19 protein-coding genes are annotated in these 22989 nt (G+C 38.9%); all 19 read right to left on the bottom strand.

Features of this window, described 5'->3' with window-relative positions; genetic code table 11:
• Positions 1 to 247: 247 nt before the first annotated feature.
• The 19 genes from tyrS to DW205_RS09595 all read right to left on the bottom strand — a co-directional run bounded on the left by tyrS (position 248) and on the right by DW205_RS09595 (position 22696).
• Positions 248 to 1540, bottom strand: a complete 1293-nt coding sequence (gene tyrS, locus DW205_RS09690; RefSeq protein WP_008777706.1) for a tyrosine--tRNA ligase — start codon at positions 1538 to 1540, stop codon at positions 248 to 250.
• 103 nt (positions 1541 to 1643) lie between these two features.
• Positions 1644 to 2315: a TatD family hydrolase gene (locus DW205_RS09685; RefSeq protein ID WP_005863658.1), complete on the bottom strand. Its 672-nt coding sequence runs from the start codon at positions 2313 to 2315 to the stop codon at positions 1644 to 1646.
• Positions 2299 to 2520 (bottom strand): membrane protein insertion efficiency factor YidD, encoded by a 222-nt coding sequence (yidD, locus tag DW205_RS09680; protein ID WP_005863660.1) that lies wholly within the window; start codon positions 2518 to 2520, stop codon positions 2299 to 2301. The genes DW205_RS09685 and yidD overlap by 17 nt, the downstream gene beginning before the upstream one ends.
• Positions 2520 to 2906 carry a ribonuclease P protein component gene (rnpA, locus tag DW205_RS09675; protein ID WP_005863662.1) on the bottom strand — a complete coding sequence of 129 codons (387 nt, stop codon included), beginning with the start codon at positions 2904 to 2906 and terminating at the stop codon, positions 2520 to 2522. The genes yidD and rnpA overlap by 1 nt, the downstream gene beginning before the upstream one ends.
• Positions 2906 to 3661, bottom strand: coding sequence for a uroporphyrinogen-III synthase (locus DW205_RS09670; RefSeq protein WP_029257164.1), 756 nt, complete (start codon positions 3659 to 3661; stop codon positions 2906 to 2908). Before DW205_RS09670 ends, rnpA begins: the two co-directional genes overlap by 1 nt.
• A complete protein-coding gene (locus DW205_RS09665; RefSeq protein ID WP_005860300.1) occupies positions 3658 to 4383 on the bottom strand; it encodes a DUF4271 domain-containing protein in 726 nt (241 codons plus the stop codon). The genes DW205_RS09670 and DW205_RS09665 overlap by 4 nt, the downstream gene beginning before the upstream one ends.
• Positions 4384 to 4419: 36 nt before the next feature.
• The gene (gene lpdA, locus DW205_RS09660; RefSeq protein ID WP_005863666.1) at positions 4420 to 5766 is read right to left on the bottom strand and encodes a dihydrolipoyl dehydrogenase; all 1347 of its coding nucleotides are present in this window, start codon (positions 5764 to 5766) and stop codon (positions 4420 to 4422) included.
• Positions 5767 to 5776: 10 nt separating this feature from the next.
• A complete protein-coding gene (locus tag DW205_RS09655) occupies positions 5777 to 6181 on the bottom strand; it encodes a PH domain-containing protein (RefSeq protein ID WP_005863668.1) in 405 nt (134 codons plus the stop codon).
• A gap of 150 nt (positions 6182 to 6331) precedes the next feature.
• The gene (locus tag DW205_RS09650) at positions 6332 to 7036 is read right to left on the bottom strand and encodes a hypothetical protein (RefSeq protein WP_005860303.1); all 705 of its coding nucleotides are present in this window, start codon (positions 7034 to 7036) and stop codon (positions 6332 to 6334) included.
• 141 nt (positions 7037 to 7177) lie between these two features.
• Positions 7178 to 7741, bottom strand: a complete 564-nt coding sequence (locus tag DW205_RS09645; protein WP_005860305.1) for a DUF5025 domain-containing protein — start codon at positions 7739 to 7741, stop codon at positions 7178 to 7180.
• Between the two features lie 100 nt (positions 7742 to 7841).
• Positions 7842 to 8765: a hypothetical protein gene (locus tag DW205_RS09640; protein WP_005863670.1), complete on the bottom strand. Its 924-nt coding sequence runs from the start codon at positions 8763 to 8765 to the stop codon at positions 7842 to 7844.
• 24 nt (positions 8766 to 8789) lie between these two features.
• The gene (locus tag DW205_RS09635) at positions 8790 to 9743 is read right to left on the bottom strand and encodes an outer membrane beta-barrel protein (RefSeq protein ID WP_008777704.1); all 954 of its coding nucleotides are present in this window, start codon (positions 9741 to 9743) and stop codon (positions 8790 to 8792) included.
• Positions 9744 to 10039: 296 nt separating this feature from the next.
• Positions 10040 to 10792, bottom strand: a complete 753-nt coding sequence (locus DW205_RS09630; RefSeq protein ID WP_005863673.1) for a hypothetical protein — start codon at positions 10790 to 10792, stop codon at positions 10040 to 10042.
• A complete protein-coding gene (locus DW205_RS09625) occupies positions 10789 to 16881 on the bottom strand; it encodes an FG-GAP-like repeat-containing protein (protein WP_121963081.1) in 6093 nt (2030 codons plus the stop codon). Before DW205_RS09625 ends, DW205_RS09630 begins: the two co-directional genes overlap by 4 nt.
• Positions 16882 to 17348: 467 nt before the next feature.
• Positions 17349 to 18386, bottom strand: coding sequence for a tail fiber domain-containing protein (locus DW205_RS09615; protein ID WP_227793788.1), 1038 nt, complete (start codon positions 18384 to 18386; stop codon positions 17349 to 17351).
• A 177-nt stretch (positions 18387 to 18563) separates the two neighbouring features.
• Positions 18564 to 19502 (bottom strand): glycosyltransferase family 2 protein, encoded by a 939-nt coding sequence (locus tag DW205_RS09610; protein ID WP_005863683.1) that lies wholly within the window; start codon positions 19500 to 19502, stop codon positions 18564 to 18566.
• 90 nt (positions 19503 to 19592) lie between these two features.
• The gene (locus DW205_RS09605) at positions 19593 to 20471 is read right to left on the bottom strand and encodes a tail fiber domain-containing protein (RefSeq protein ID WP_005863685.1); all 879 of its coding nucleotides are present in this window, start codon (positions 20469 to 20471) and stop codon (positions 19593 to 19595) included.
• A gap of 26 nt (positions 20472 to 20497) precedes the next feature.
• The gene (locus DW205_RS09600; protein WP_005863687.1) at positions 20498 to 20860 is read right to left on the bottom strand and encodes a DUF3244 domain-containing protein; all 363 of its coding nucleotides are present in this window, start codon (positions 20858 to 20860) and stop codon (positions 20498 to 20500) included.
• A gap of 96 nt (positions 20861 to 20956) precedes the next feature.
• Positions 20957 to 22696: a lipopolysaccharide assembly protein LapB gene (locus tag DW205_RS09595; protein ID WP_008777701.1), complete on the bottom strand. Its 1740-nt coding sequence runs from the start codon at positions 22694 to 22696 to the stop codon at positions 20957 to 20959.
• Positions 22697 to 22989 lie beyond the last annotated feature (293 nt).

The raw sequence follows: 22989 nt of genomic DNA, 5'->3' as shown, positions 1-22989 counted from the left end.
CTCATTTTCCCTAGGGATTTATCGGATAAGCTATCTATACGGGAAAATGCCACAAAATAAAAAAGGGATGCCAAAATTGACATCCCTCTCTCTGGATTGTTGAGTTGTCTCACGAGGATTCGAACCTCGACAGACAGAACCAAAAACTGTAGTGCTACCATTACACCATGAGACAATCCGATTGCTTTACTAAAGCGATGCAAAGGTAAGAATAAAATCTTACCTTGCAAATTTTTTGATTATTTTTTTACTTTGCGATCAACAAATAATAATTTTTCTTACCTCTTTGAACCAATAAATACTTATCGTCAAGCAGTGAAGAACAGTCGATTACAGTATCAACCTCCGCTAATTTCTCTTTGTTAAAACTTACGCCACCACTTTGTACCAATTTACGCATCTCACCTTTTGAAGGGAAGATAGCGGCTTTTTCAGTACACAAATCAACAGCCTTGATTCCTGCGGCCAATTCATCACGGGAGATATCGAAATGAGGAACACCCTCGAATACGGCTAGTAATGTGTCCTCATCCAATTTCAACAAAGCCTCGTGCGTGGAGTTACCAAACAAGATATTGGAAGCCTCGACAGCGGCCTCATAATCTTCCAAAGAGTGAACCATAACAGTCACTTCTTTCGCCAAACGTTTCTGCAACGGACGCAAATGAGGAGCGGCCTCTTGCTCCGCCTCCAAAGCGGCGATCTCTTCTTGGCTCAAGTCCGTGAAGATCTTGATATACTTGGCGGCGTCAGCGTCGCTTACGTTCAACCAGAATTGATAGAATTTATACGGAGAAGTATAGCGACGATCCAACCAGATATTACCGGATTCCGTCTTTCCGAACTTACCACCGTCAGCCTTCGTGATCAACGGGCAAGTCAAGGCATAAGCCTCCCCTCCCAACGTACGACGGATCAATTCCGTTCCAGTCGTGATATTACCCCACTGATCGGTACCACCCATCTGTAGGCGGCAACCCTCATGCTCATACAAATACAAATAATCGTAGCCTTGTAGCAATTGATAAGAAAACTCGGTGAAAGACATACCTACACTAGATTCGCGGCTCAAACGTTTCTTCACTGAATCCTTAGCCATCATGTAGTTCACGGTAATATGCTTACCGATATCACGGATAAAATTCAAGAAAGAATAACCCTTCATCCAGTCATAGTTGTTCACCAACTTAGCGGCATTAGGAGCCTCGGAGTCAAAATCAAGGAACTTAGCCAATTGTTTCTTGATGCAATCCTGATTGTGACGAAGAGTAGCCTCGTCCAGCAAATTACGCTCGGCAGACTTCATAGACGGGTCACCGATCATACCGGTAGCGCCACCCACTAAAGCGATAGGACGATGACCGGCACGTTGGAAATGCTTCAGCATCATCACACTTACTAAGTGTCCGATATGCAAAGAGTCTGCCGTTGGGTCGATCCCCACATAGGCCGATGTCAACTCTTTCTGCAATTGCTCTTCCGTCCCGGGCATCATATCAGCGATCATGCCCCTCCATCTTAATTCTTCTACAAAATTCATCGTATTAATTTATATCGTATTACATTAATATATTTGTCACTTTATCTCATACGAGGCAAAGGTACGACTTTTTAATTGAGAATCGAAAATTGATAATTGATAATTATCCGTTTAGGTGGAAGATAGAAACGTTTTTAGCGATTTGAATCCGCAGCTTTTCTTCCGGAATATCCAACGCTTCCGCTACATTTTGGTAGACCCCGCGGATATCAATCGATTTATCATCGGTCTCCAAGAAAAGGAAATCAGGCCATGCGGCACGCAAAGCCGATGGATTAAAACGATCTCCAAAAGAGAGATAAAACCCCAAGCGAACCAATTGGGAGGCAAGTTCACCATTACCTCGAAAGCCATGGATAATCCAAGGCATCTCCGGTTTCACGGCCTTTTTACAGGCAATGAGATCCGCCCACGCTTTTACGCAATGGATGATTAATGGCTTATGTGTTTCCTCCGCTAAATTGGCTTGTGCCAGAAACACCTCTTTTTGCAAATCCATTGGAGATTCGGCCAGCGTATCAAGTCCAGCCTCTCCGATCGCCACGACTTCCGGACCGGAGGCCAAGCCCCTAAGTCCATCCATCTGTTCCTTTACATTATATATATACCACGGATGGATACCATAGGAACGAATAACCGTATCAAGAAGTGGACCCGGCTGCATATCACCCATTGGACTCACGATCCTATTTATAATCGCGATATCCTCCTTATGGAAAGGCATCTGATGCGTATGTATATCATAATAACCCATGGCGTTACGGAACCGGATCATAACCGCTCCCACCCCAAGGATGGCAACGAAGTATTCGTTTAACCGCAAGATACAATCCTTTCACAGGGCCATATTTCTTCAAGGCTTGCACCGCATATTCGGAACAAGTGGGCGTATACCTGCATGAAGCCGGTGTCATAGGAGAGATACAATATTTATAGAAATAAACCGGCAATAAGAGTAATGTGGTAAAAAAGCGTCTCATTATTCTTTATCCCGAAGGATATGGATCGCTTTCTTCATTGCCTTTTCCATCGTAGCGTACGGATGGATCTCTTTATCGAGGTACAGGAATGCGATTAACATGCCCTTATTCTTCGCTTCCAACGGTTCCAGTAAATCATATTTACGAACCCGGTAAGCCTCACGTACCTGTCGTTTGATCAAGTTACGTTTTACGGCTCTCTTAAATCTTTTCTTCGGTACACTCACTAAGAAGGAAGCACGGGCTGGCATCTCTTCCTCCATCGGTAAATAAACGACCCGCAGTGGAAACGCCACGAACGATTGTCCTTTTTCGAATAATAGGTCAATGTAACGTTTCCACGACAGGCGTTCTTCTTTTGAAAGGGTATACCTTTTTGTCGTCATTATTTTTTACCGTCTTGCTGTTTTTTCAGATATAAATCCAAAGCAGCAGTCATAGAAGGGGCTTCCACCGTGGGAGCCTCAACGTCCAAACGCAGACCCGCATCTTTAACAGCCTTTGCCGTAGTAGGGCCAAAGCAGCCGATCTTTATATCGTCTTGCTTGAAATCCGGGAAGTTCTTCAATAAGGAAGAGATACCCGACGGACTAAAGAAAACCAACATATCATAATCGAATTTCTCGTCCTTCGCGAAATCATTGCTCACCGTACGGAACATCACCGCTTTCGTATAGTTGATTTTCTTCGCATCTAACAAAGCGAATAGATCATCTTTATGTACATCGGAAACAGGTACTAGGTATTTCTCCTTCGCATGTTTGGCGATAACAGTCACCAAATCATCTGCCTTACCGGTCTGACCATAAAAAATCTTACGTTTTCTATAAACGATATACTTCTGGAGATAAACAGCGATCGCCTCTGTCATACAGAAATACTTCATCGTTTCCGGGATAGCCACACGCAATTCCTCGCATAAATGAAAGAAATGATCGATAGCCGTACGAGCCGTAAAAATAACGGCGGTATGATCCAAAACCGAGATTCGTTGCTGCCTGAACTCCTTGGAAGATAAAGGTTCAACCTTGATGAACGGGCGGAAATCTATTTCCACACCGTATTTTTCTGCAATATCGAAATATGGTGATTTCTCCGATGCAGGCTTCGGTTGTGATACCAATAATTTTTTAATATTCAATGCCATAGAGTACTTGACTCGATAAAGTTATACAAATAAATAATGCCTTCATACAGAAAAACTAAAGGCAATATTTCTTGGCCGCAAAGGTACAAACTAATATATAAAAAACTGCTATTTTTCCTGTGAAATATCCGTATGGTCTTATAAATTATCACAAAACGACACAGAATATAGAAAAATACAAACAACAAAACAGGAATCTGTATACTGCTCCCCACGAATACCAACCAAAGTGCCGGAATGTATAAACAAATCCCCCACGCTCCTATAATAGCGTTATAATTAGTCTTCCAAAACTTGTATTTCGGAGCGTCCGTAAAAACAACCCCCAATAAATAATAGAAACAGCGCTTACACCAATAAAACAGTATCAATACCATCATTATCAACCCAATAGATATCAACACCGTATTTTCTAGCAAATGGTTGAAATACCCATATGCCCTAGCGATAGCAAAAAGGCAAACGCTACAAAGAAACAAGGCTTGAAACGTCATGAAATTCCGGAAGAGCCATTCGCTCCCCCTCGTTACCTCAAATAAATTTTGACGTTCTTTCACATATACCACATCACGCATCATCTTCAGGAATAAACGATAATTGGTACGGAACACCAACGCAAAACACATAAATAAGACGAACAAAAGGCTAAAGACCACATCGTCCACCAATTGTCCGTCCCACAAACGAATCCCTACATATCCTTCAAATGTACCCATGTGCCGCTATTATCGGCACAAAGGTACATAATTATTTCAATAAAGCGCTTCCTTAATAATCTCTCCTACCGTAGGATGCGGGAACACAAACGACTTTAACTCATCCGATTTCATCCCCTTCTCAATAGCGATTCCGGCGATCACGATCAACTCCGAGGCCGGATTACCCAACATATGGGCACCGATCAACGTCTCATCCTCCGACAAGATCAACTTACAAACACCATTCCCCATCTCATTCTCCGCGACAAAACGCCCAGAGAATGCCATCGGTATTTTTTTCACGGTATACGAAATACCTTCTGCCTGCAACTCCTCCTCTGTCTTCCCGACACCGGCGATCTCCGGATTCGTATAAACGACAGCCGGAATAGCCTTATAACTCATCGGGCGCAATTTGCCCAAGAGATGATCCACGGCCACCTCCGCCTCGCTAACTGCCGTATGCGCCAGTAAGGAAAAAGCGGTAATATCACCGCAAGCATATACATTTGGCAGGGAAGTCTGCATGTACTCATTCACCTTCACCCCATTACGAAAAGTCTCCGGAGCCAGTGTCTCCAAGCCAAAACCTTTCGTAACCGGACGACGCCCTACACTCAAAAGGACCTTATCGCCATGCAACGTGAATGTCTCCCCGTCTTTCTCTACAGAAACCTCGGTTCCATGCACCCCGGTCACTTTATAACTTAGATAGAACTTAATCCCCCGTTTAGCGTATTCCGCTTGCAACATTTCGGACAGCTCACGATCCATCGGGCCTAATATCTTATCCAACATCTCCACGACATGTACCTCTACCCCAAGGCTATTGAAGAAAGAAGCGAACTCCATACCGATCACGCCTCCACCGATTATCACCAAAGAGGCCGGAAGCTCCTTCGATTGCAACGCCTCCCGGCTCGTCCAATATTCCGTCTCCGCCAATCCGGGTATAGGAGGAATTACCGTTTCTGATCCCGTACAGATCAAAAGGTTCGCAGCCTCGTATAGCTCTTCTCCGGCGGCGATCGTAATCGTCCCGTCGGCCGCACGCCCTTGGATACAAGCTTCCGCCGTAACCATCACCACGCCATGCTCCGTCATTTTCATACGGATACCGGCTGTCAGCTTTTTCACGACCTTATTCTTACGGGCGATGATTTTCGGGAGATCAAAAGAAGGATTCTCCGCTTTCACCGCATACTTGGAAGCATGCTTGATATTATCATACGTCTTAGCGGAATAAAGAAGCGTCTTTGTCGGCACACATCCCTCATTCAAACAAACCCCGCCCAATGCGTTTTTCTCAAAAAGAATCGTGGAAAGCCCACCCTGCGCCGCTCTCTCCGCGGCAGTATAACCGGCAGGACCTCCACCGATTATAGCGACATCGTATTTCATACTATTAGATCTATTTAAGTTGTATATTAGGATTAATCTTTCTCAGCTGTTTGATAAAATCAGCCCGGTTGGTCGGAGATATGAGCATCCAAGGTTTCCCATTGCTCCATATGATCAGCCGATCCAACGAAAGGGCGTAGCTGGACACCGGCATCACGGTAGATTCCAACGCCTCTATATCAGCGATAGCGATCTTCTTCTCCGGGAAAATACTACAATGCGCTATCAACATATCATCTTCCGTTATCCGATAATACGTATTAAAGAAAACATGAAGCACCCCCAACGCAGCGATCATCATACCCACTATAGCCGATATATTGGTACGCAAAAACGCAGCCACGCAACCGATTACCACCATGATAATCACCAAATGATACCACCATCCCACTTTTGATTTATATTCTCTTTCCATTTTCCGAAATTTGCCGCAAGTTAACGAAAAACGTCAAACAAAAAGAAAATTGCCCAATCTTTCCCATAAAAGAAAATACGCTGTCACTTCTCAGCAACAGCGTATCCACTTAAACCGGTTAATACAAATCATAAGATTGTAGTCGCCTTTTTATTTTAATTCTTCCAATACCGTATAGGATTGTAATACGTTATTCTTATCATATTGTTCCGTACGCACTAAGCCTACATTCGGGCTGTACCACTCATAGCCATACCCAGTGATTGTCTCCTTTGATTTAGGGGAACGTGTAGCGATATTATATTTTACCTTAGCGCAATCGAACGTACCGGCAGGAGTTGTTATGCTTTCCGTTTTAATAAACTCACGGTCCTTAATGGCCATATCCTTACGATTCTTCCGGTTCTTCTTATCGTAGATCTTTACGGAAGCCTCGTCGAAATACACGTTATTCTTATCGAAATTAGCCGCATACGGATTTGGGTAATTTATAAAGTTCTCCGTGATATCCACATTCGTATTCATTTCCGATACCACTCCCGGATAAGAGAGCGTCTCTTTCGAGTCGAGGAAAAATTCTCCATTCTGGCAGTATGCCTTGATATCTCCTTTGTTCACGATCGTACCGGAGGGATTAGTATATACGTAGTCCGCTTCCACCTCTTGGCCGGAAGGCAATGTTTCCACCTCATCCACTTGATAACTCATAACAGATTGTAAGTTTCCCTTTGCGTCATATCCTTTACGGACCCATACCGTTCCCTCTGTTTGCGGAAAGAAGAACGTACAATCTTGCGCCATCGCTCCTCCCGCGATCAATGAGATTAAAGCCGTGTATAATATTTTCACCTTCATAATTTTGACGTTTAATTAATTCACTACTAAATACATGCCGGATATCCAATGCTTTGTTAGAACAGAGTGAACCCCCAAATGTTCAGAAGGTAAAAATTAAAAATAGCCAAAATATCGTAAGGCAGCGGTTATCATCCACTATCAATGGATACCGAATATAGCATCTTTTACGACGATAGAATCATTTACATCGTACCTATTATATAAAGTCCCTTCCATCTTTCCCTCAATATATGGCATCATGGACGATTCATGGTAACGAACACTATCCACATAGACCTTAAACGGTTTTTTTAAAGGACAATATTCCACCTTATTTAGTGAATCCGTTATCCGGATATAAGACGTTATCTCCTCTTGTGTCCGAATCCCCTTCTCTATATTATATTCTCCTTCTTGTAATGGGAGCAATACCACCTTCATCGCATAACGGCTTGAATGTTCGCGATCCAGTGGAATCGTCCAATGCGAACATCTCAAGACCTCCCATTCTCCCCTCCTTACTTCCGAATAAAATCCAGCATCTATATATCTCCATGAAGCCGACTTATTCCTAATAGAAATATCCTGTCCGTTTACCGCCCCCTCAAAATATCCCAGATAATAGGGTGTTTCTTTAGGTGTATCCTCTATTATCTCTTCTTTCTCGCAAGAGATAAACGCCAACTGCAAAAGAAATAGTGAAAAATAAATTAGGTATCTCATAACGCATATATTTTAGAAGTAAGACACTTATATTCAGAGCTATTTCCAAAGATACAAACTTTATCCGGATTTCAAACTAAAAAGACGTAGAATTGAAGTTCTATAAACCAAATACACACAAATCACTTCCTACATATGTACGAACCTCTTTACTATACAAGTTTCCATATATTATATTATCAGTTACATTTTTCTTAGATAAATTCAATCCCCAATGATATCTAAACATTAACCTATTCTCGCCTTCCTTAAACAATGGGGATGATACTATTACGGGGTAGTTAATCTCATAGACTAAACCGGACGGTATATTTTGTAACTGATCCGATTTTCCCTTCGACAATATGAAACTAGGAGGCATTATACTAGAACTCATTCGCATAGATTTTTCGTATATCATAATCACTCCTCCCGGATAAAACAGCTTATCCTTATCCGATATATTCTTAAATCGCAAGCTTACCCTTACAGTATCACCCATCAAAACAGTGTCTCGATCAGTTGCAATCACAAGGCTCATATTTTCTACGATATTCCCATCCGGCAATAATTTATCTTGTTCTTTCTCAAACATCAATGACTCCGAATAATGCCATTGTCCACTGTCCTTGCTTCTTTTAAGAACAAAATTATAGAAACTTTTAGCGGCCAAATCTCCATTTTTTGCTGAGATGAACCTAAATGATTTTGACAATTCCTGTATAGTATCCCTATCCTCTCCATCCATACCTTTCTCCCAAGAAGACGAGCTACAATAAGGTATCCCATTCTCATCTATCAAAAATGTTATAAAAAAATGGGTATCCTCATAATTAATCTCCGATAACTTCTCACAAATCAAATCCGCATATTTACCGGACGATCTCATCAAAACTGGTGGGACACCCCACCATGTCACTAGATGATTTTCCATCCATCTCCCATACCTATCGTAATATTCTTTATCACAATCAGAAGAAGTGTCTTGAGCAAATGCAGTTACACTGATAGACAACATCATCCATAAACATCCTATTTTCAACATCTTGATAACATTTTTTCGTCAATACTAGAAATGGAATCGTACCCCCGCATCAAAAGTCAAACGAAATAAGCCAGAGTAATCTCCTTTATCGTAAGAGACATTCTCTTGCTTGGGTAAGGAACCTCCTACATAACCGATATTCAAGCCCACTCCCACATGCTTTGACAAAAGATATTCTGCGCCTAATGAGAAATTATATCCTACACCGGATAAGGACTCGCTTATCCCCCTCGCCGATTCCCGGTAACTAAAATATCCTATACCTATTTTCTCTTCCACGATCCATCGGTTTATGATTTGTTTCATCACAAATTGAGGAGCGACATAAGTAAGCCCCACGTTAATATCTATTCCCGAATAAATATAAGACGATTTATATCCCGAATACAATAAGCCAGCACCGAAACCGCTCCTTGATATCCAATCATACCCAACTTGCCAATCCAATCCGTTTTTAGGATGGCCAGACCCACCCGGTGGCAAATAAAATTTACTGGTCACAAAAGCGTAACCTATATTCGCATAAATCGTGTTATGCTCAAATGAAGACTTCTCCACGACAGCCTCTTCCTCCAAATCCAACGCTTTCGATAGAGGAGCGGCCCGAAACGCCACCGTGTCCGACACTAAAAGCATACTACCGGCTATCTGATGGCAACTACTACCCAATAATGAAGGTTTCCGATGGTCTGTCAACGCCAATGCGTTACCTCCCGCTTTTGCCGTTTCTTGTTTCGCCAACCAAACAACCTGATCATAATTACATTTAGTAGACACTCCGTTATCCACTACAGAAACATTGCCGATCCTCTCTGCCGAGGCAGGAACAGCCTCCCCCAGCTCATACAAACGAACCTTATCCGCAGTTACGCTTGCCGGGTAACTTTTAGAGATATTTGTAATGACTTTGGGCGCACATCCCGTCATTAAAAACAGAAAAGAGACTAATAAGACAGACAAACATTTAATCATTTTCATTTTTCATTTATAAGTTCAACATCCACTTTTTGAAAATATTACATCTCCCAAATATCCGAAGGTAAACATATAACGAGTTTAGCGATGAAAAATTATCCACTATGTACCAAACATACTATTTGCTTAACGATCTCCATCTATTTAACATATAAAATGATATTACTCCTATTTATCACCTTCAATAAAGAATAATATAAATTCATTTCCTTAAAGCACATATTTTAAAAAGAAATAAAGGTGCATTTCACAATACACCTTTAACAATTCTATTTGATTAGATAAAATACTTATACACCTTACCATACTATAAATGGATAAGCTTCATCACTTACTAAGTGATAATCCCATTTTAAATTCAGTTCATTTGGAAAACGAGTCATTCTCAAGCCATCAGATTGAACAAAACCCTTAAATGAATACTCTAAAACCGGATCATATAAAAATAGTTCATTATTCTCTTTTGACCATTTCCCCTCAGATAATAAACAAGAATATCCATCTAATAAATAATATATTTTATAACAAAAATCCAAATCTAAAAATAGAGATACAAATCCATTTCTATATGTCCCTAATGGCAAAGGTTGAATTTCAATATTTTTTTTATCTTTAGATTCTAAACTATAAGTACGTACACTTTCACATCTATCTTTAAAATCTAACAAATAAGAGAAAGAATCATCCGCATCATTTTCATAGAAAAATAGTTCATTTTCCATAAATGAAAAACCTTTCCTAACGATTAGATTCGAATGATTAATCTCTTCCAAAACAATATTAGCTCCACTTGGGATATCTTGCAAATAATACATATTTCCTTCTTTATGAAAAAATCCATAAGAAGGAAATATATTTTGTACAAGTTCCGAGGTTCCAACAGAGAGTAAAATGTAATATCTATTATCCTTTAATAAGTTCAAGTCGCAAGAAACCAATACATTTGATAATTGATTCCACTTTGATTGATTTCCAAGTGAGTATGTTTGAGAAAATAAACTTCCCGAACATATCAGAAATAACACAATAAACTTACATCTCAAATTTTTCATCTAAATTTCATCATTTTAGGTAAAGAATAACTACTAGGATATGATTGCCAAAAATTTAATTTTAAAGCGGTTCTCACTTGCCCAATTGCATCTTGAATTCGGCCTGCACTAAAATATACTCCTGCAGAATATCTATAAGCTACACTTTCTGTGAATTTAGAGAGACAATTTTCCATTAATATATTGTGATGATAAGCATGTATTAACTCATGTCCTACAACAGCCCTAAAATCCACAATATTTCCACCAGCAAATTTAGGTGATATATGAAGCTCACTCTTCCCTCCAGAAAAACGATCTAAATATCCTGCAACATTAGCTCCTGTCTTTTTATTCACATAGGTTTCATCTGTTATCATACCATATTTACGCCCAGTTTTCGTAGTAATCTTCTCTATTCCCATATCTCCTTTTTGTATGTCAAATTCTTCCAAAATCCGAGTATTCAAATTTTCATCATTAAATTCAGCTGCTAGACTTGAGTTATAATTTTCTGCTATCTTAGCATGATTAACCCCAATCACAAATTCTGAAGTTTTCGATCCATTCCAAAAATTATATCCATTAGCCATATCCGTAAAGCCACGAATTAATCCACCAGTAAAGCCACTAAAAGCACCAGCCAAACCTCCTCCTATTAGACCAGCTTTCAAACCACCACCAAAGCCCGCACCCGATAGCCAAGCGTTTCCTGAACAGCCAACAAAACCTCCACTAAAGCCACTAGCCATTCCAGTTAAACCTCCAGAAATAAAACCTCCTGCGGTTAATGATCCTGCCACTGCTCCTCCAGCCCAAGCTCCTGCAGCACCAGAAGCAGCTCCTACAAATAATCCTTTAAACATATCACCTGCTAATCCCCAGCCACTTTTTTCACTAGAAACCATAGCACTCCCCATACCAATCCAGCCACCAATAATAGCCGCTGCCAAAATAAGGCTTTCCCCGTTAGGGTCCGTATAAGCCAACGGATTATTCAACGCATACGTATAGCCATTGAACGACTGCGTGAACTCCGGCGCTTGCACGATCGGATCCGGGCTTAAGAAGCGGCCCAGCAAAGGATCGTACAATCGGGCATTCATATTGATCAGTCCGAACATATCCAAATGCTCATGACCCGTAAAGCCACGGTCAAATTTGAATGTCGGTAAGTTCACGTAATTGCTCCAGTTTGAAGCATCACGCCTACGTCCCCAAGCATCAAAGTTCAAACGTTGGACCTCATTACCGGAAGTATTCGTTATCAACCAAGGAGAACCTAGATGGTCATTATGGAAATAATACATCCCCGCATCAGACGAGCCTTCCGTATAGACCGCCGCAATCTGGCCTCCGGCGTAAATGTAATAATTTTTCTGCGTTATAGAACCTTTTTGTATCTCTTCATAAGGACCACTGTAATATTTCGTGAACACTGATGAGTTATTCTCTTTGTATAGACTCTTGATACGTGTATTCTCGCCGTTATAAGTTAACGTATAGACTTTATTTCCTTCCGTTAGTTGAATGGGCATGCGGACACTATTATATGTCACTAATAAATCTGAGTTATTAAATTCTGCTGCCCCATTAAAGTTTACACTTTTTACCGCATGAGGATGATTAGAGTCATATTGATAACTTCCAACGTTGACTTTAGAAGTGATATTACCGTTTGCACTATAAGTCACACCTGTAGTCAACCGATTCATATCATCATAAGTAAAACTCTCTGATAAAGACTTATACAGATCCTTTCTCTCTCTGATATTTTGATGAGTATCAATACTTGGATAACTGATGTTCAAAAGAGTAGAAGATCCCTTCTTTGCTTGAATAGAAGTCGGCATTCCAACCGCATTGTACACATAACTTTCTTGTATACTATTGCCTAACGTGGATGATAAGAGTTGCCCTTTTGCATTTTCATTGCCCTTCTGCCATACCGTAGTATTACTAGACAGCCAAATCATTTTATATAGATCCCCATTTACATATTCGTATTTGATAGACTTAGAATTTGGGTATGTCATAGTTTCCAACTGTCCTTTATCATTATAGGTATAGGAGAATTTAAACGATTTGCTATCTACGGTTTCCGTCTTAGATGACAATCGGCCATAAGTCCCGTAACCATATTCCGTTTTCACACCGCCATAAATAACAGATTTCACTTGATTCTTATAGGTAGGATCATAAACATACGAGAAAGATTCGGTACCTCTTTTATAGGTTTGTAGTCGCCCGCTATTCTCATAGATATATTCTTCCGCCTGTCCCCTAGCATCCGTTTGTTTTTTCAGATTTCCCCAACCATCATAACTACAAAGTATTGTACCCGCATTAGGATCTATCAATTTTGTACGTCGTCCTAATAGGTCGTATTCCATCGTGGAAGTTGTGGAACCACACACAATTTTAGTTGGATTTCCGGATGGTCCGTATGTATAAGTAATAGTACCTCCCGGATCTGTTACACGTTTTAATTTGCCTGCCAAATCCGTTTCACGGATAGTTGTATATCCTTTAGTTCCATCATTAATTGTCGTTTGATTTCCTGAATAACTATACGAAATTGTACCTAGAGGAGTAATTTGCTTACTGATCCTTCCAAAACTATCATATTGGCTAGCATGATATTGAATAGAAGAAGCACCAGAATAATAAGGTTCAGACACTTGAGTAGTTCGTCCCAATGCATCGTAGGTAGTAACCATATAGACCTCTTTACCTAAAAAATTCTTATAACTCGATTGTATTTCACGCCCTAAGGCATCATACCAAATTTTCATCACTTGACCATCTCCCATTGTTTCTGTTCGAAGTATAACCGAATGATTCGGACTGTTATTGGTCCATGCCCAATTAATCATAGCGGTATTTCCCGTAGCAGATTTTTGGGATTTAGTCTTTATCTTTCCAAAACCGTCATACGTATAAGTATAAACATCTCCACTTATATCTGTTTGAGAAACCAACAATCCTGTAATTGCATCATACGTAGAAGATTCTATTTGTCCCAATACATTGGTATATGTTTTTAAGAAACGGCCATTATCGTACGCATACGATTCAATTCTAGAAATACTACCTACCGTTTTTGTTTTTGATGTAACATTTCCAAATCCATCATACTGAAAAGTTACTACTGTTTTATAAGCAGATTGGTTCGGTTCTACTGTCTGCGTTTTCAACAAGCCATTCGCATCATACGCATAGTCTACAGTATTTGTTTGAGAACTACCATTCACGGTGCTTACACTCACACTACGAGTCAGTAATCCTAACAACCAATTCGCCGTATTATTACTATATGTATTCGTTACTTTCTGAATATCTCCATTTCCGTAAGTAGCTGTTTGTGTCAATACATTTCCATAGGCATCATAAGAGTAGCTAGTCGTTACCGACTGAGTCAGTTTATTAGCTGCCGGTTCATAAGACTGTTCTTTCACTGATGTAGGATGGAAAGCAAATGAACCCGAGAAATCCGTAGATTTCACTAAGGTATTCACATAATCCACTTGAGTTAACTTACGATTTGTTGGGACATAAACTTTCTCTACACTTTTCGTAGCCGCTTGATAATAATCACCTGAAAATTCTTGGGTAACAGTAGTTTTTATAGATGTACCCAAATCATTCATGATCGTTTTAGCAAATCCCAAGAAACCACGTCCTCGCTTACAGACCTTTGCGTTCTCATAATTATAGGATATGCTATTAGTTCCACCAATACCATTGCTTGTACTTACATTTGAGACTAGTTTAAAAGGAGCAGTAAAAGATAAGCAATCGTATCCTGCAACAGTAGATGAACCACCACTCGATACTGTTTTCGTATAGATAGAGGTATCCGCCATTTTTTTATATGTAACAGTTGTTATATTACCATGAGAATCAGTTGTCGATTTTAACAAATTAGAAAAATCCGCATTGGGCATATATAATTGATAACCATTCCATGAGAAAGGAGCAGATACGACTAAAAACCCCAACTTTCCATCAGCTCGTGTGTCTAATGGATAAAAATTCCATTTATCTGAACCATAAGTATTAACACTCGAATATTCCTTGAAATTACGTCCACTATCATATCCCAAGTAACATTTAAGTGGAGTTGTACTACTACCTGAAACTTTATCAACAGCAAAGAAATCATCACATCCATCGCCATTCAAATCACAAACGAATATATCCTTTGAATAAGTAGTAAACTTTTTAGGAAAAGAATAACTCTCAAATCCAGCTCCTGTAGATAATAAAGTCTGCCAATTACTCCATTCTGTGTTATTCCATCCGGTTAATAACATATCTATTTTACGGTCACCATTAAAATCACCAAAACTAATTATATGATTTTTATTAGGAAGCGTACCGGTACGGTCTTGTACCACAGAACCAAAGCCATTATTATAATAATGCTCATAGCCATTCTCTTTTAAGTTCATAACCTCAGCCAGACCATCGCCATTAAAATCCCAGACCTCAACCCGATCCCAGTTCGTTTTCCCATTGATAATTCCTGATTTTATAGTATTAAATGCTATTAGGTTCCCTGCAGAAAAGCCAGACATACAAATTTTAAAATCATGTAATCCAGCACTTTTACTGGTATAATAGACAAATAAATCCATAGCACCATCTCCATTAAAGTCAGCCACTCTCACTCCGTGCGGACGAGACTCGGTCGTCACACTTGGCCCTGCTATAAAACCATTACCTGTTCCATAATATACGAAATAATTCTGATAAGTAACAGATGCAACCGCAATATCTCCATTTGAGGGCACAAGAGAATCTGACAGGCTTGAATTATCATTTAAGTTTGATTGATCATTCTCAAAAGTCAGAACAGAACCGTCTTGATTTTCATTTGAAGATATAGAATCGGACATTACACTTCGGCTAATAGTTTCCCGTCGAGCGATAAAATCAGTAATACCATCTCCATTAAAATCACCCGGAATAATCTCTTTAAAATCAGCAGGTAAAGATCCGGTACCAGAATAAGTAAATCTATTACCATTGGAATCAGCTAAAAATAATCGCCAGCCTGTCCAAGTTGCGTCAGGCGTAGGCGATGCGATAAAATCGGTTCTTCCGTCCCCATTAAAATCACCCAAAGATATATATGACTTATTTACATAATTCGCCGCATACGTAGACTGATCATAAACTACTTGTGTTTGTTTGAAGTCTGTATTCTTATACCAACTAAACGTAAGGGGTTTTAGTGTCTCGTTATTAGTTCCCGTAACCGTTATTTTTGATAGTAAATACGTATAATCATTCCCATCATAATTATATGACAGATTATATTTACGAAACAAAGAAGTGCCATAATAGACACCAATCTCACTTAACAATTTACTTTCCTTAAACTTACTTCCTGCTATATAATTTAAATTAACATCATAATTACGAGCCGTATATGTAAACTTTACAGAACAATAAGGAGTACGGCTAGCACTTCCCGTATAATCGATTTGTTTCAGTCTAATTTCTCCACTGCTTTCATTTTTATCATATGTATATGTATAGTAATTACCAACACGATCTCTCACTTTATTAACCATCCAAAAAGAGACTTGGTTATTATTTGGAGACTGCGCACATAACCTTGAATCAGCAGTATTTCCATATTCTAAAATTAAACCCTCTCTCGTTCTTACCTCAAAATGCGCAGAAGATGTATTTGCTGATATAATATTTATCTTCGAATAAGGATTTATCTCTGTCCGGTATTCGCCTGTAAGACTATTATACATCAAACGATTACCATCTAGCGTATATTTATCCGTACTATTAAATTCTATATCATTAATAGCGCCGTCGTGAAAAATAGTCTTACTAACACGAGTAATCGAAGATAGAGCCGATACAGAAAAACCTTTTCCCATTATTCCATCACCCGAAAAGCTATTATACACTATAGAAATATTTGGCTGTAAACCCGCTGTTCCAGGGGGAAGATCTATCGGTATATTATACGTTGCATTTCCTATTGGCCCTATATCAAAAGAACCTGACACATTCGATGTGTTCTGGGCCAAACCATGTAAATACAAAACGAATGAAAATAATATATATATGTGTCTTTTCATCACATTCACTATAAAGTTGTTGAACTAATTATTTGCTCATAAAAGATCAAAGCCTCACTCTTTATCTATTACGATAGTCTCCTCTTGAAAGGTACTAGTAGCAGAAGAAAAAGAAGATGTTACCGAACTAAACCTTCGTGTAGTCCTATTCCCGGAAGCGTCATAAATATAATTGAAAATTATCTGTTGAGATAACTGCATATTTAAGACACCTCCTGACTTCACCTCAAAAGGCCCATTAATCGTCACTTCTGCTGGTGCAGAAAGAGATAGATTTCCACTACTTGCCACAGTCACGTTTTGTATCGCAAGTGTAGTACATCCTAAAATAGACATCCCAGAAGAGACAGTCTGGTTAGTAAAAGTATTCATGCAAGATCTCGTATCAACTCCTTGTGACAACAAGGATGAATACAGGCAAATAAGCATTACTAAAATTAAATATATTTTTTTTGATCTCATATAAACTACAGACTTATATATTTTTTAAGAATATCCGCTTTCTTCCCATCCACAAAAAGAGTATAAATAAACGTTCCATAACCAAGTTCCGAACGGCTTACTTCTACCACATTACTACTTCCATTATCCAACTTAATAACTTTCACGGGTTTACCTGTGACATCAAATATCTGTAGACTAGCAGACACAAACGTCGCCGGTAAGGTATAAGAGACAGAAGCACCTTCCCTATTATATAATTTTGCGCTATCCACAGCACTTATATTACTTGTGGAAGTCGTGCTCGAACGTAATTGAGATTGTACCTCCGGCGATAGTAGAGCTTGCAAATTATCAATCACCTCATTCTGTTGTTGGATCGTTTGTTGCATCTCCTTGATACTTTCTACGATAAGCGGAATAAAACCTATATAATCTATAGACATCATCCCGTTTTCATCCGTTTGTACAAGTTCGGGTAATACCTTTTGTATGTCTTGAGCCAAAAAACCAATTCGTTTACGACTAGCCTCCGCTGCCTCTCTTCGATCTATCTCTGCTTGGATTTGTTTGTCTCTATTTATCTTTGCGATAGTAGCGGCATCCATAATCTCCTCTGAATCGGAGGAACTTCCCGATATCCCATTATCCAATGTGGCAGAGAACTTAGACTCATCCTGCTCCCTATTCTCCTCAAGTGTAGAGAGGTTGTATGAATAAGAGACCCCATTCACTTGCTCTAAAAGAGCTAATGGATTTTGCAGCGACTCTACATTTTCCTTCAAGCGAGCGTCTGAAGTTATATTCACTCCATTCACACGAAGATTCGTATTGAACACGAAATTAGTATTACTAGCCGGATTGTAATACGCCACGACATTGTTAGCATAACCATTTGTAGTCATATAAATACCCAATTTCCCATGCAGCCAAAGTTGATCCGTATCCGTGGTTCCATATTCTCCAGCAAACACATTCCAACCTTGATTCGCATATTGTCCAAAATCACCAAATGTTAATTTCGAACCTGCGCGTGCATCCCCTATCCGACCATATATCTGCATTGAGGTTACATTTCCTAAATCCTCATTATTGTCTTTTAAAAGGCCTGCTTGTACTCGTCCATTTGAAAGAACCCGGAGTTGAGCATTTGCGTTTACTACTAAACTAATTAAAATTAAGAAAGAAAAAAGTCTTGTTGTTTTCATATAAGTTGTTCTAAAATATAAATAGATAAACATTCAAATAATACTTCTAAGGAACCCAGTACCATATCCAAACAATTGCGTAAAAGAGGCTATTACGGATAGCGATCCTACACGTAAATCACATTTATTGCGGAACATTGCGTCTACAAACAATAAAAGGGCATAAATAATAAGAGGCACCAGAAACAAGCGGCAAAAGAATGAGCCGATAACCAATAGACAGACTGAAAACGTGAATAATGCCGGTAAGCAATGTACCAGCTTCAATGAGCCGGGATGTTTCCGGTTCAACGCGATCCGGGCCTCCCCCGAATGACGTACCTGACGGAAGAACTGCGTGAGATCCGTCCGCCTTTTATGATAAACCCATGCCGAAGGAAATAGCCGGGTCCGATAACCAGCCTCCATGATCCGTATGCTAAAATCAATGTCCTCACCATATCGCATGCCGGAAAAACCGCCCAGACGCTCATATACATCCCGCCTTATTCCCATATTAAAACTACGGGGATAAAATTTATCCAACTTTTTCTTCCCGCCGCGGATACCACCGGTCGTCAGGAATGAGGTCATGGCGTAATTGATCGCCTTCTGGATCGGGGAAAACGAGGCATGCGCCTTATCCGGACCACCGAACGCATCCACCGGATAATGATTCAACGAGTCGTGTATATGCTCAAGCCACGTGGAGGGTAGTACCACGTCAGAATCCAGTATGAGCAGATACTCGCCACGCGCTTGCCTAGCGCCATGATTACGCGCCATACCCGGGCCGGAGTTCGTGATCACACAATAATGGAGGTCCAACCGCTCTTGGTATCGCCTTACGATCTCTTTCGCCGGTATCGTAGAGCCATCCTCCACCACGATAACCTCAAAATGGACATAGGTTTGCTTGCAAAGGCTTGATAACAGATCATCAAGCTCATCCGGCCTGTTATAAACAGGAATTATAATGGAATATAAACGCATATCTTTTGTATAAAAAAGATTGAGGATACCCTCTACAGACGGTATCACTCAATCTTATCAAAAAAACTATAGCTTCAATAGAAATAAATATTATTGTACCAATAGCATACGTTTCGTTGAGATCAACTGTCCGTCTACTACCAAAGAATACATATACATACCTGCGACACCTAGATCAGAAAAGCTTACCATTATACTACCTTCTCCCCGGGTAGCGATATCGAATTTCTTAACTTGAGTTCCTTGCAAATTGCAAATAGAGATAAAAGCAGAACGTGCGGATGTAGGGATCGTAAAGGATATATTCGTGGTAGAATTAAACGGATTCGGCGTATTTTGATTCATTACCGCATTCGAGAGCAAAGACTTACTCGTCAAATTCTTGTTATTCTGCAAATCAGACAAATTAGCTTTTTCATCCAATTGCAATTCCAGTTGTTGGATAGTAGCGTCCAATTCTTTTACAGCCTGTACTAAAACGGGTATAACAGCCGTGTAATCCACCAAGCTATCACCTGTGGAACTTAACGTCACAATCTCTGGCATAACCTCAGCTACCTCCTGTGCCAAGAAACCAAAAGCTTTAGAAGGTACGGCTTCTGCTGATCTCAATTGCGATGTCTCACTTTTCCAATTGTAAGATACCGGTTTTAACCCCAATATGGTTCCTAATCCACTATTTAAGGGAGTGATATTGGTTTTCAACCGAGCATCCGAAGATTGATAAACCCCCTTTACTTCTATATAATTATACTGGGAGCTTTCTGAATCATAGAAAACGACCTTTCCTCCTGTTCCTGAGATACGAGGATTAGCGACCGCAACTTTTAATTTCAAGAATGTACCCGGATAATCACTCCCGTTATAATACAATTTTTGTCCCCACGTTTGTATATTCGTGTACTGGGCTTGGACACTAAACGATACGAATAGGCATAGTATGCCTAATAAAGATACAGATCTTTTCATGATTTAAAGATTTAAGTTGATAATATCTATTTTAACACATCAAAATATCCAACCAAATAATTATTTCCTTTTGATATAAATATCTTATAATCACCATTCAGCAAAAAATCTATAGAAATAGGATATTCTATCTCAGAAGAAACAGTTATGATGTCATTATAAAGTACATTTCCTTTTATATTTATAATTTTCACATTAAGTCCATCCAATAATTTATTAGAATGGATGTAAATATTATTTTCATCTATTGATAATGTAGGAGAAGATATTATAGAACGATCTTCCTCTTCTTCCCAAGATTGTTCAGTATCCTTCACTCTATTCGGATACACAACTGAAGAAACAAACATCAGAAATACTAATCCCAATATAAAACTTCTCTTTTTCATTATCTATTTTTATAAACAAAAATAGTCTCTATGAGAAATCTATAAGCAAAATAGGATTTACTTCTTATTTACTTTTTGTTTACAGCGATTAAGTTATTATAAATCAGCGATAAATTTATCCATCATTTCTGCGGTACCTTCTGTTCCATGAATCTTTTTATAGAGACGAATCCGGGATGCTGTTATTGCAGGAGTCGAGCGTCCAACTAACCTTGCAATGTCCTTCACGGGCATGGATATTTTTATCAAATAACAAATATGGAGTTCTAACTCTGAGATTTGCGGGTATAAAGCATATAATTGAGCGGTGAAATTTGAATAGGTTGTATCAATCTCTTTTCTCAACTCCTTCCAATCCTTATTCTGAATTTCCGTATCAGTATTATTACTTGTTTCATGAAATAACCGATAGACTTCGGATTTTCGAAAAGCTATTTCAAGCAAACTTTTTTCATTTTGAGAAGTAAGAATCTTTCGGTTTGATAGTTCTAATAATTCCTTTTGAGATTGCACAAGTTGCTTTTTAAAATTATCTCTTTGACACTCCGATTGCTGCAAAAGTTCCTCTAGATATGAAATTTTCTTATTATTATATTCAATACAATCCAAACTTTCCGCATATTGATTCTCTTTCAATAGACGTATTTTTTTCTCCTTTTCAATCGCTGCTTTTTTCTTCTTTTCTAACACATATATATAACATAGACTAAAGAAAATAATTAAAACAACAAATAATGCAAATTGATAATTGCGAATTTTTCTTTTTTCATTATCTATTTTCAATTGAACATTCTCCTTTTCTGTATGCTGATACTTATATAATGAGTTAACTTTTGCTACAGCTTCCGTTTTTGTTTGATTCTTAATTGAATCAGACAGTTCTATACATTTATACGCATAATTCAAGGCTAATTCACGGTCTCCTTCTTGGTTTTTTATTTTGGATAAGATTCTATACGTATTTTTTTTCATATAGATATTCCCATACTCATTTGCTTTCTCAAAATAATATAGAGCTGAATCTATTTGCTTATAACTTTCATATATACAACCTAATCCAAAATATATATTTGCTTGATTCTTCATACTTGAAACCTTACTGAACAAATCTTTAGCCAAATCATATTTTCCCATATCTATATAGATGCTACTCAATTCCCTTAGTACATTATCCATTCTCGATTGATCATTTAATAACAATGCCTTCTCATAAGCAGATTGATAGTAGTATATAGCACTGTCTGTATCTTGCTTGGCGTTATAGATCCGAGCAATATTCCTCAATGCGATCACCTCTCCTTTTCCTTTATCATACATCTTGTATTCATACGATTTCCTATAAGCTTCGAGAGCCTCATCATACAAACCTTGATATGCCAGTCGATATCCCATCTGCTCATAAACCCGTCCTAATATATCATATCGCTTACTATCTTTCCCTATGTCCGCAGCATCTTGAAAAGCTCTCACCGCTCTTGGGGCATCTCCCATATCCCGGTATGTACTTCCTAGATAATAATATGCCTCCATTAATTGATCTGGAGTCCCATAGTCCTCATAATACTGAACTATTGATTTGATCAAAGAGTCTGATTTATGAGGAATATACAGCTTATCTTTAGCTTTAATCTTAAGCAAAGCATGGTACATACGTATATTTTCCGGCTCATTCATGATTGAGCTATCCAAAGAGGAAAGACAGAGTAATGCGCTATCCGGATGCTCCCACATAACAGATTCCGCACGAGATAGTTCCGCAGGTAATGGTTTTTCTTGGCGCATACAAGAAAAAAGGGTAGCGAAAAGTAGTAAAGTCAGTCCTAGTGTTGTCTTCATTTAGATTATAGTTTACAACTTAAACGCAAGTTATAAAATTTATCCACAAATATCAATAAAAATATTCATTTGCCACAAAAAAATATCTTCTTTAAGCCTACTACTCAACTAAAAATCTTTTCCTTTAGTTTGATATCCTTCAATAGCCTCTGTGCATACCCCTCCATTTAAATGAATTTTCAAATAATACTTCTCAAAAAACCGACTCCATATCCAAACAATTGCGTAAAAGAGGCTATTACGGATAACAACCCTACACGTAAATCACATTTATTGCGGAACATTGCGTCTAC

The organism is Parabacteroides sp. AM17-47, assembly GCF_003434625.1.
In the GTDB taxonomy this organism is placed as follows: domain Bacteria; phylum Bacteroidota; class Bacteroidia; order Bacteroidales; family Tannerellaceae; genus Parabacteroides; species Parabacteroides distasonis.
Note: the sequence above shows the minus strand (reverse complement) of the source record. Positions and strands in the feature narration are given on the sequence as shown.

Excerpts from the sequence above, each read along its gene's own strand:
- DW205_RS09640 (WP_005863670.1), bottom strand. The coding sequence starts at position 8,765 with ATGTTGAAAATAGGATGTTTATGGATGATGTTGTCTATCAGTGTAACT.
- DW205_RS09600 (WP_005863687.1), bottom strand. The coding sequence starts at position 20,860 with ATGAAAAAGAGAAGTTTTATATTGGGATTAGTATTTCTGATGTTTGTT.
- DW205_RS09630 (WP_005863673.1), bottom strand. The coding sequence starts at position 10,792 with ATGAAAAATTTGAGATGTAAGTTTATTGTGTTATTTCTGATATGTTCG.
- DW205_RS09615 (WP_227793788.1), bottom strand. The coding sequence starts at position 18,386 with ATGCAGATATATGGTCGGATAGGGGATGCACGCGCAGGTTCGAAATTA.
- yidD (WP_005863660.1), bottom strand. The coding sequence starts at position 2,520 with ATGAGACGCTTTTTTACCACATTACTCTTATTGCCGGTTTATTTCTAT.
- tyrS (WP_008777706.1), bottom strand. The coding sequence starts at position 1,540 with ATGAATTTTGTAGAAGAATTAAGATGGAGGGGCATGATCGCTGATATG.
- lpdA (WP_005863666.1), bottom strand. The coding sequence starts at position 5,766 with ATGAAATACGATGTCGCTATAATCGGTGGAGGTCCTGCCGGTTATACT.
- DW205_RS09685 (WP_005863658.1), bottom strand. The coding sequence starts at position 2,315 with ATGATCCGGTTCCGTAACGCCATGGGTTATTATGATATACATACGCAT.
- DW205_RS09610 (WP_005863683.1), bottom strand. The coding sequence starts at position 19,502 with ATGCGTTTATATTCCATTATAATTCCTGTTTATAACAGGCCGGATGAG.
- DW205_RS09645 (WP_005860305.1), bottom strand. The coding sequence starts at position 7,741 with ATGAGATACCTAATTTATTTTTCACTATTTCTTTTGCAGTTGGCGTTT.
- DW205_RS09655 (WP_005863668.1), bottom strand. The coding sequence starts at position 6,181 with ATGGAAAGAGAATATAAATCAAAAGTGGGATGGTGGTATCATTTGGTG.
- DW205_RS09625 (WP_121963081.1), bottom strand. The coding sequence starts at position 16,881 with ATGAAAAGACACATATATATATTATTTTCATTCGTTTTGTATTTACAT.
- DW205_RS09595 (WP_008777701.1), bottom strand. The coding sequence starts at position 22,696 with ATGAAGACAACACTAGGACTGACTTTACTACTTTTCGCTACCCTTTTT.
- DW205_RS09605 (WP_005863685.1), bottom strand. The coding sequence starts at position 20,471 with ATGAAAAGATCTGTATCTTTATTAGGCATACTATGCCTATTCGTATCG.
- DW205_RS09635 (WP_008777704.1), bottom strand. The coding sequence starts at position 9,743 with ATGAAAATGATTAAATGTTTGTCTGTCTTATTAGTCTCTTTTCTGTTT.
- DW205_RS09665 (WP_005860300.1), bottom strand. The coding sequence starts at position 4,383 with ATGGGTACATTTGAAGGATATGTAGGGATTCGTTTGTGGGACGGACAA.
- DW205_RS09650 (WP_005860303.1), bottom strand. The coding sequence starts at position 7,036 with ATGAAGGTGAAAATATTATACACGGCTTTAATCTCATTGATCGCGGGA.
- rnpA (WP_005863662.1), bottom strand. The coding sequence starts at position 2,906 with ATGACGACAAAAAGGTATACCCTTTCAAAAGAAGAACGCCTGTCGTGG.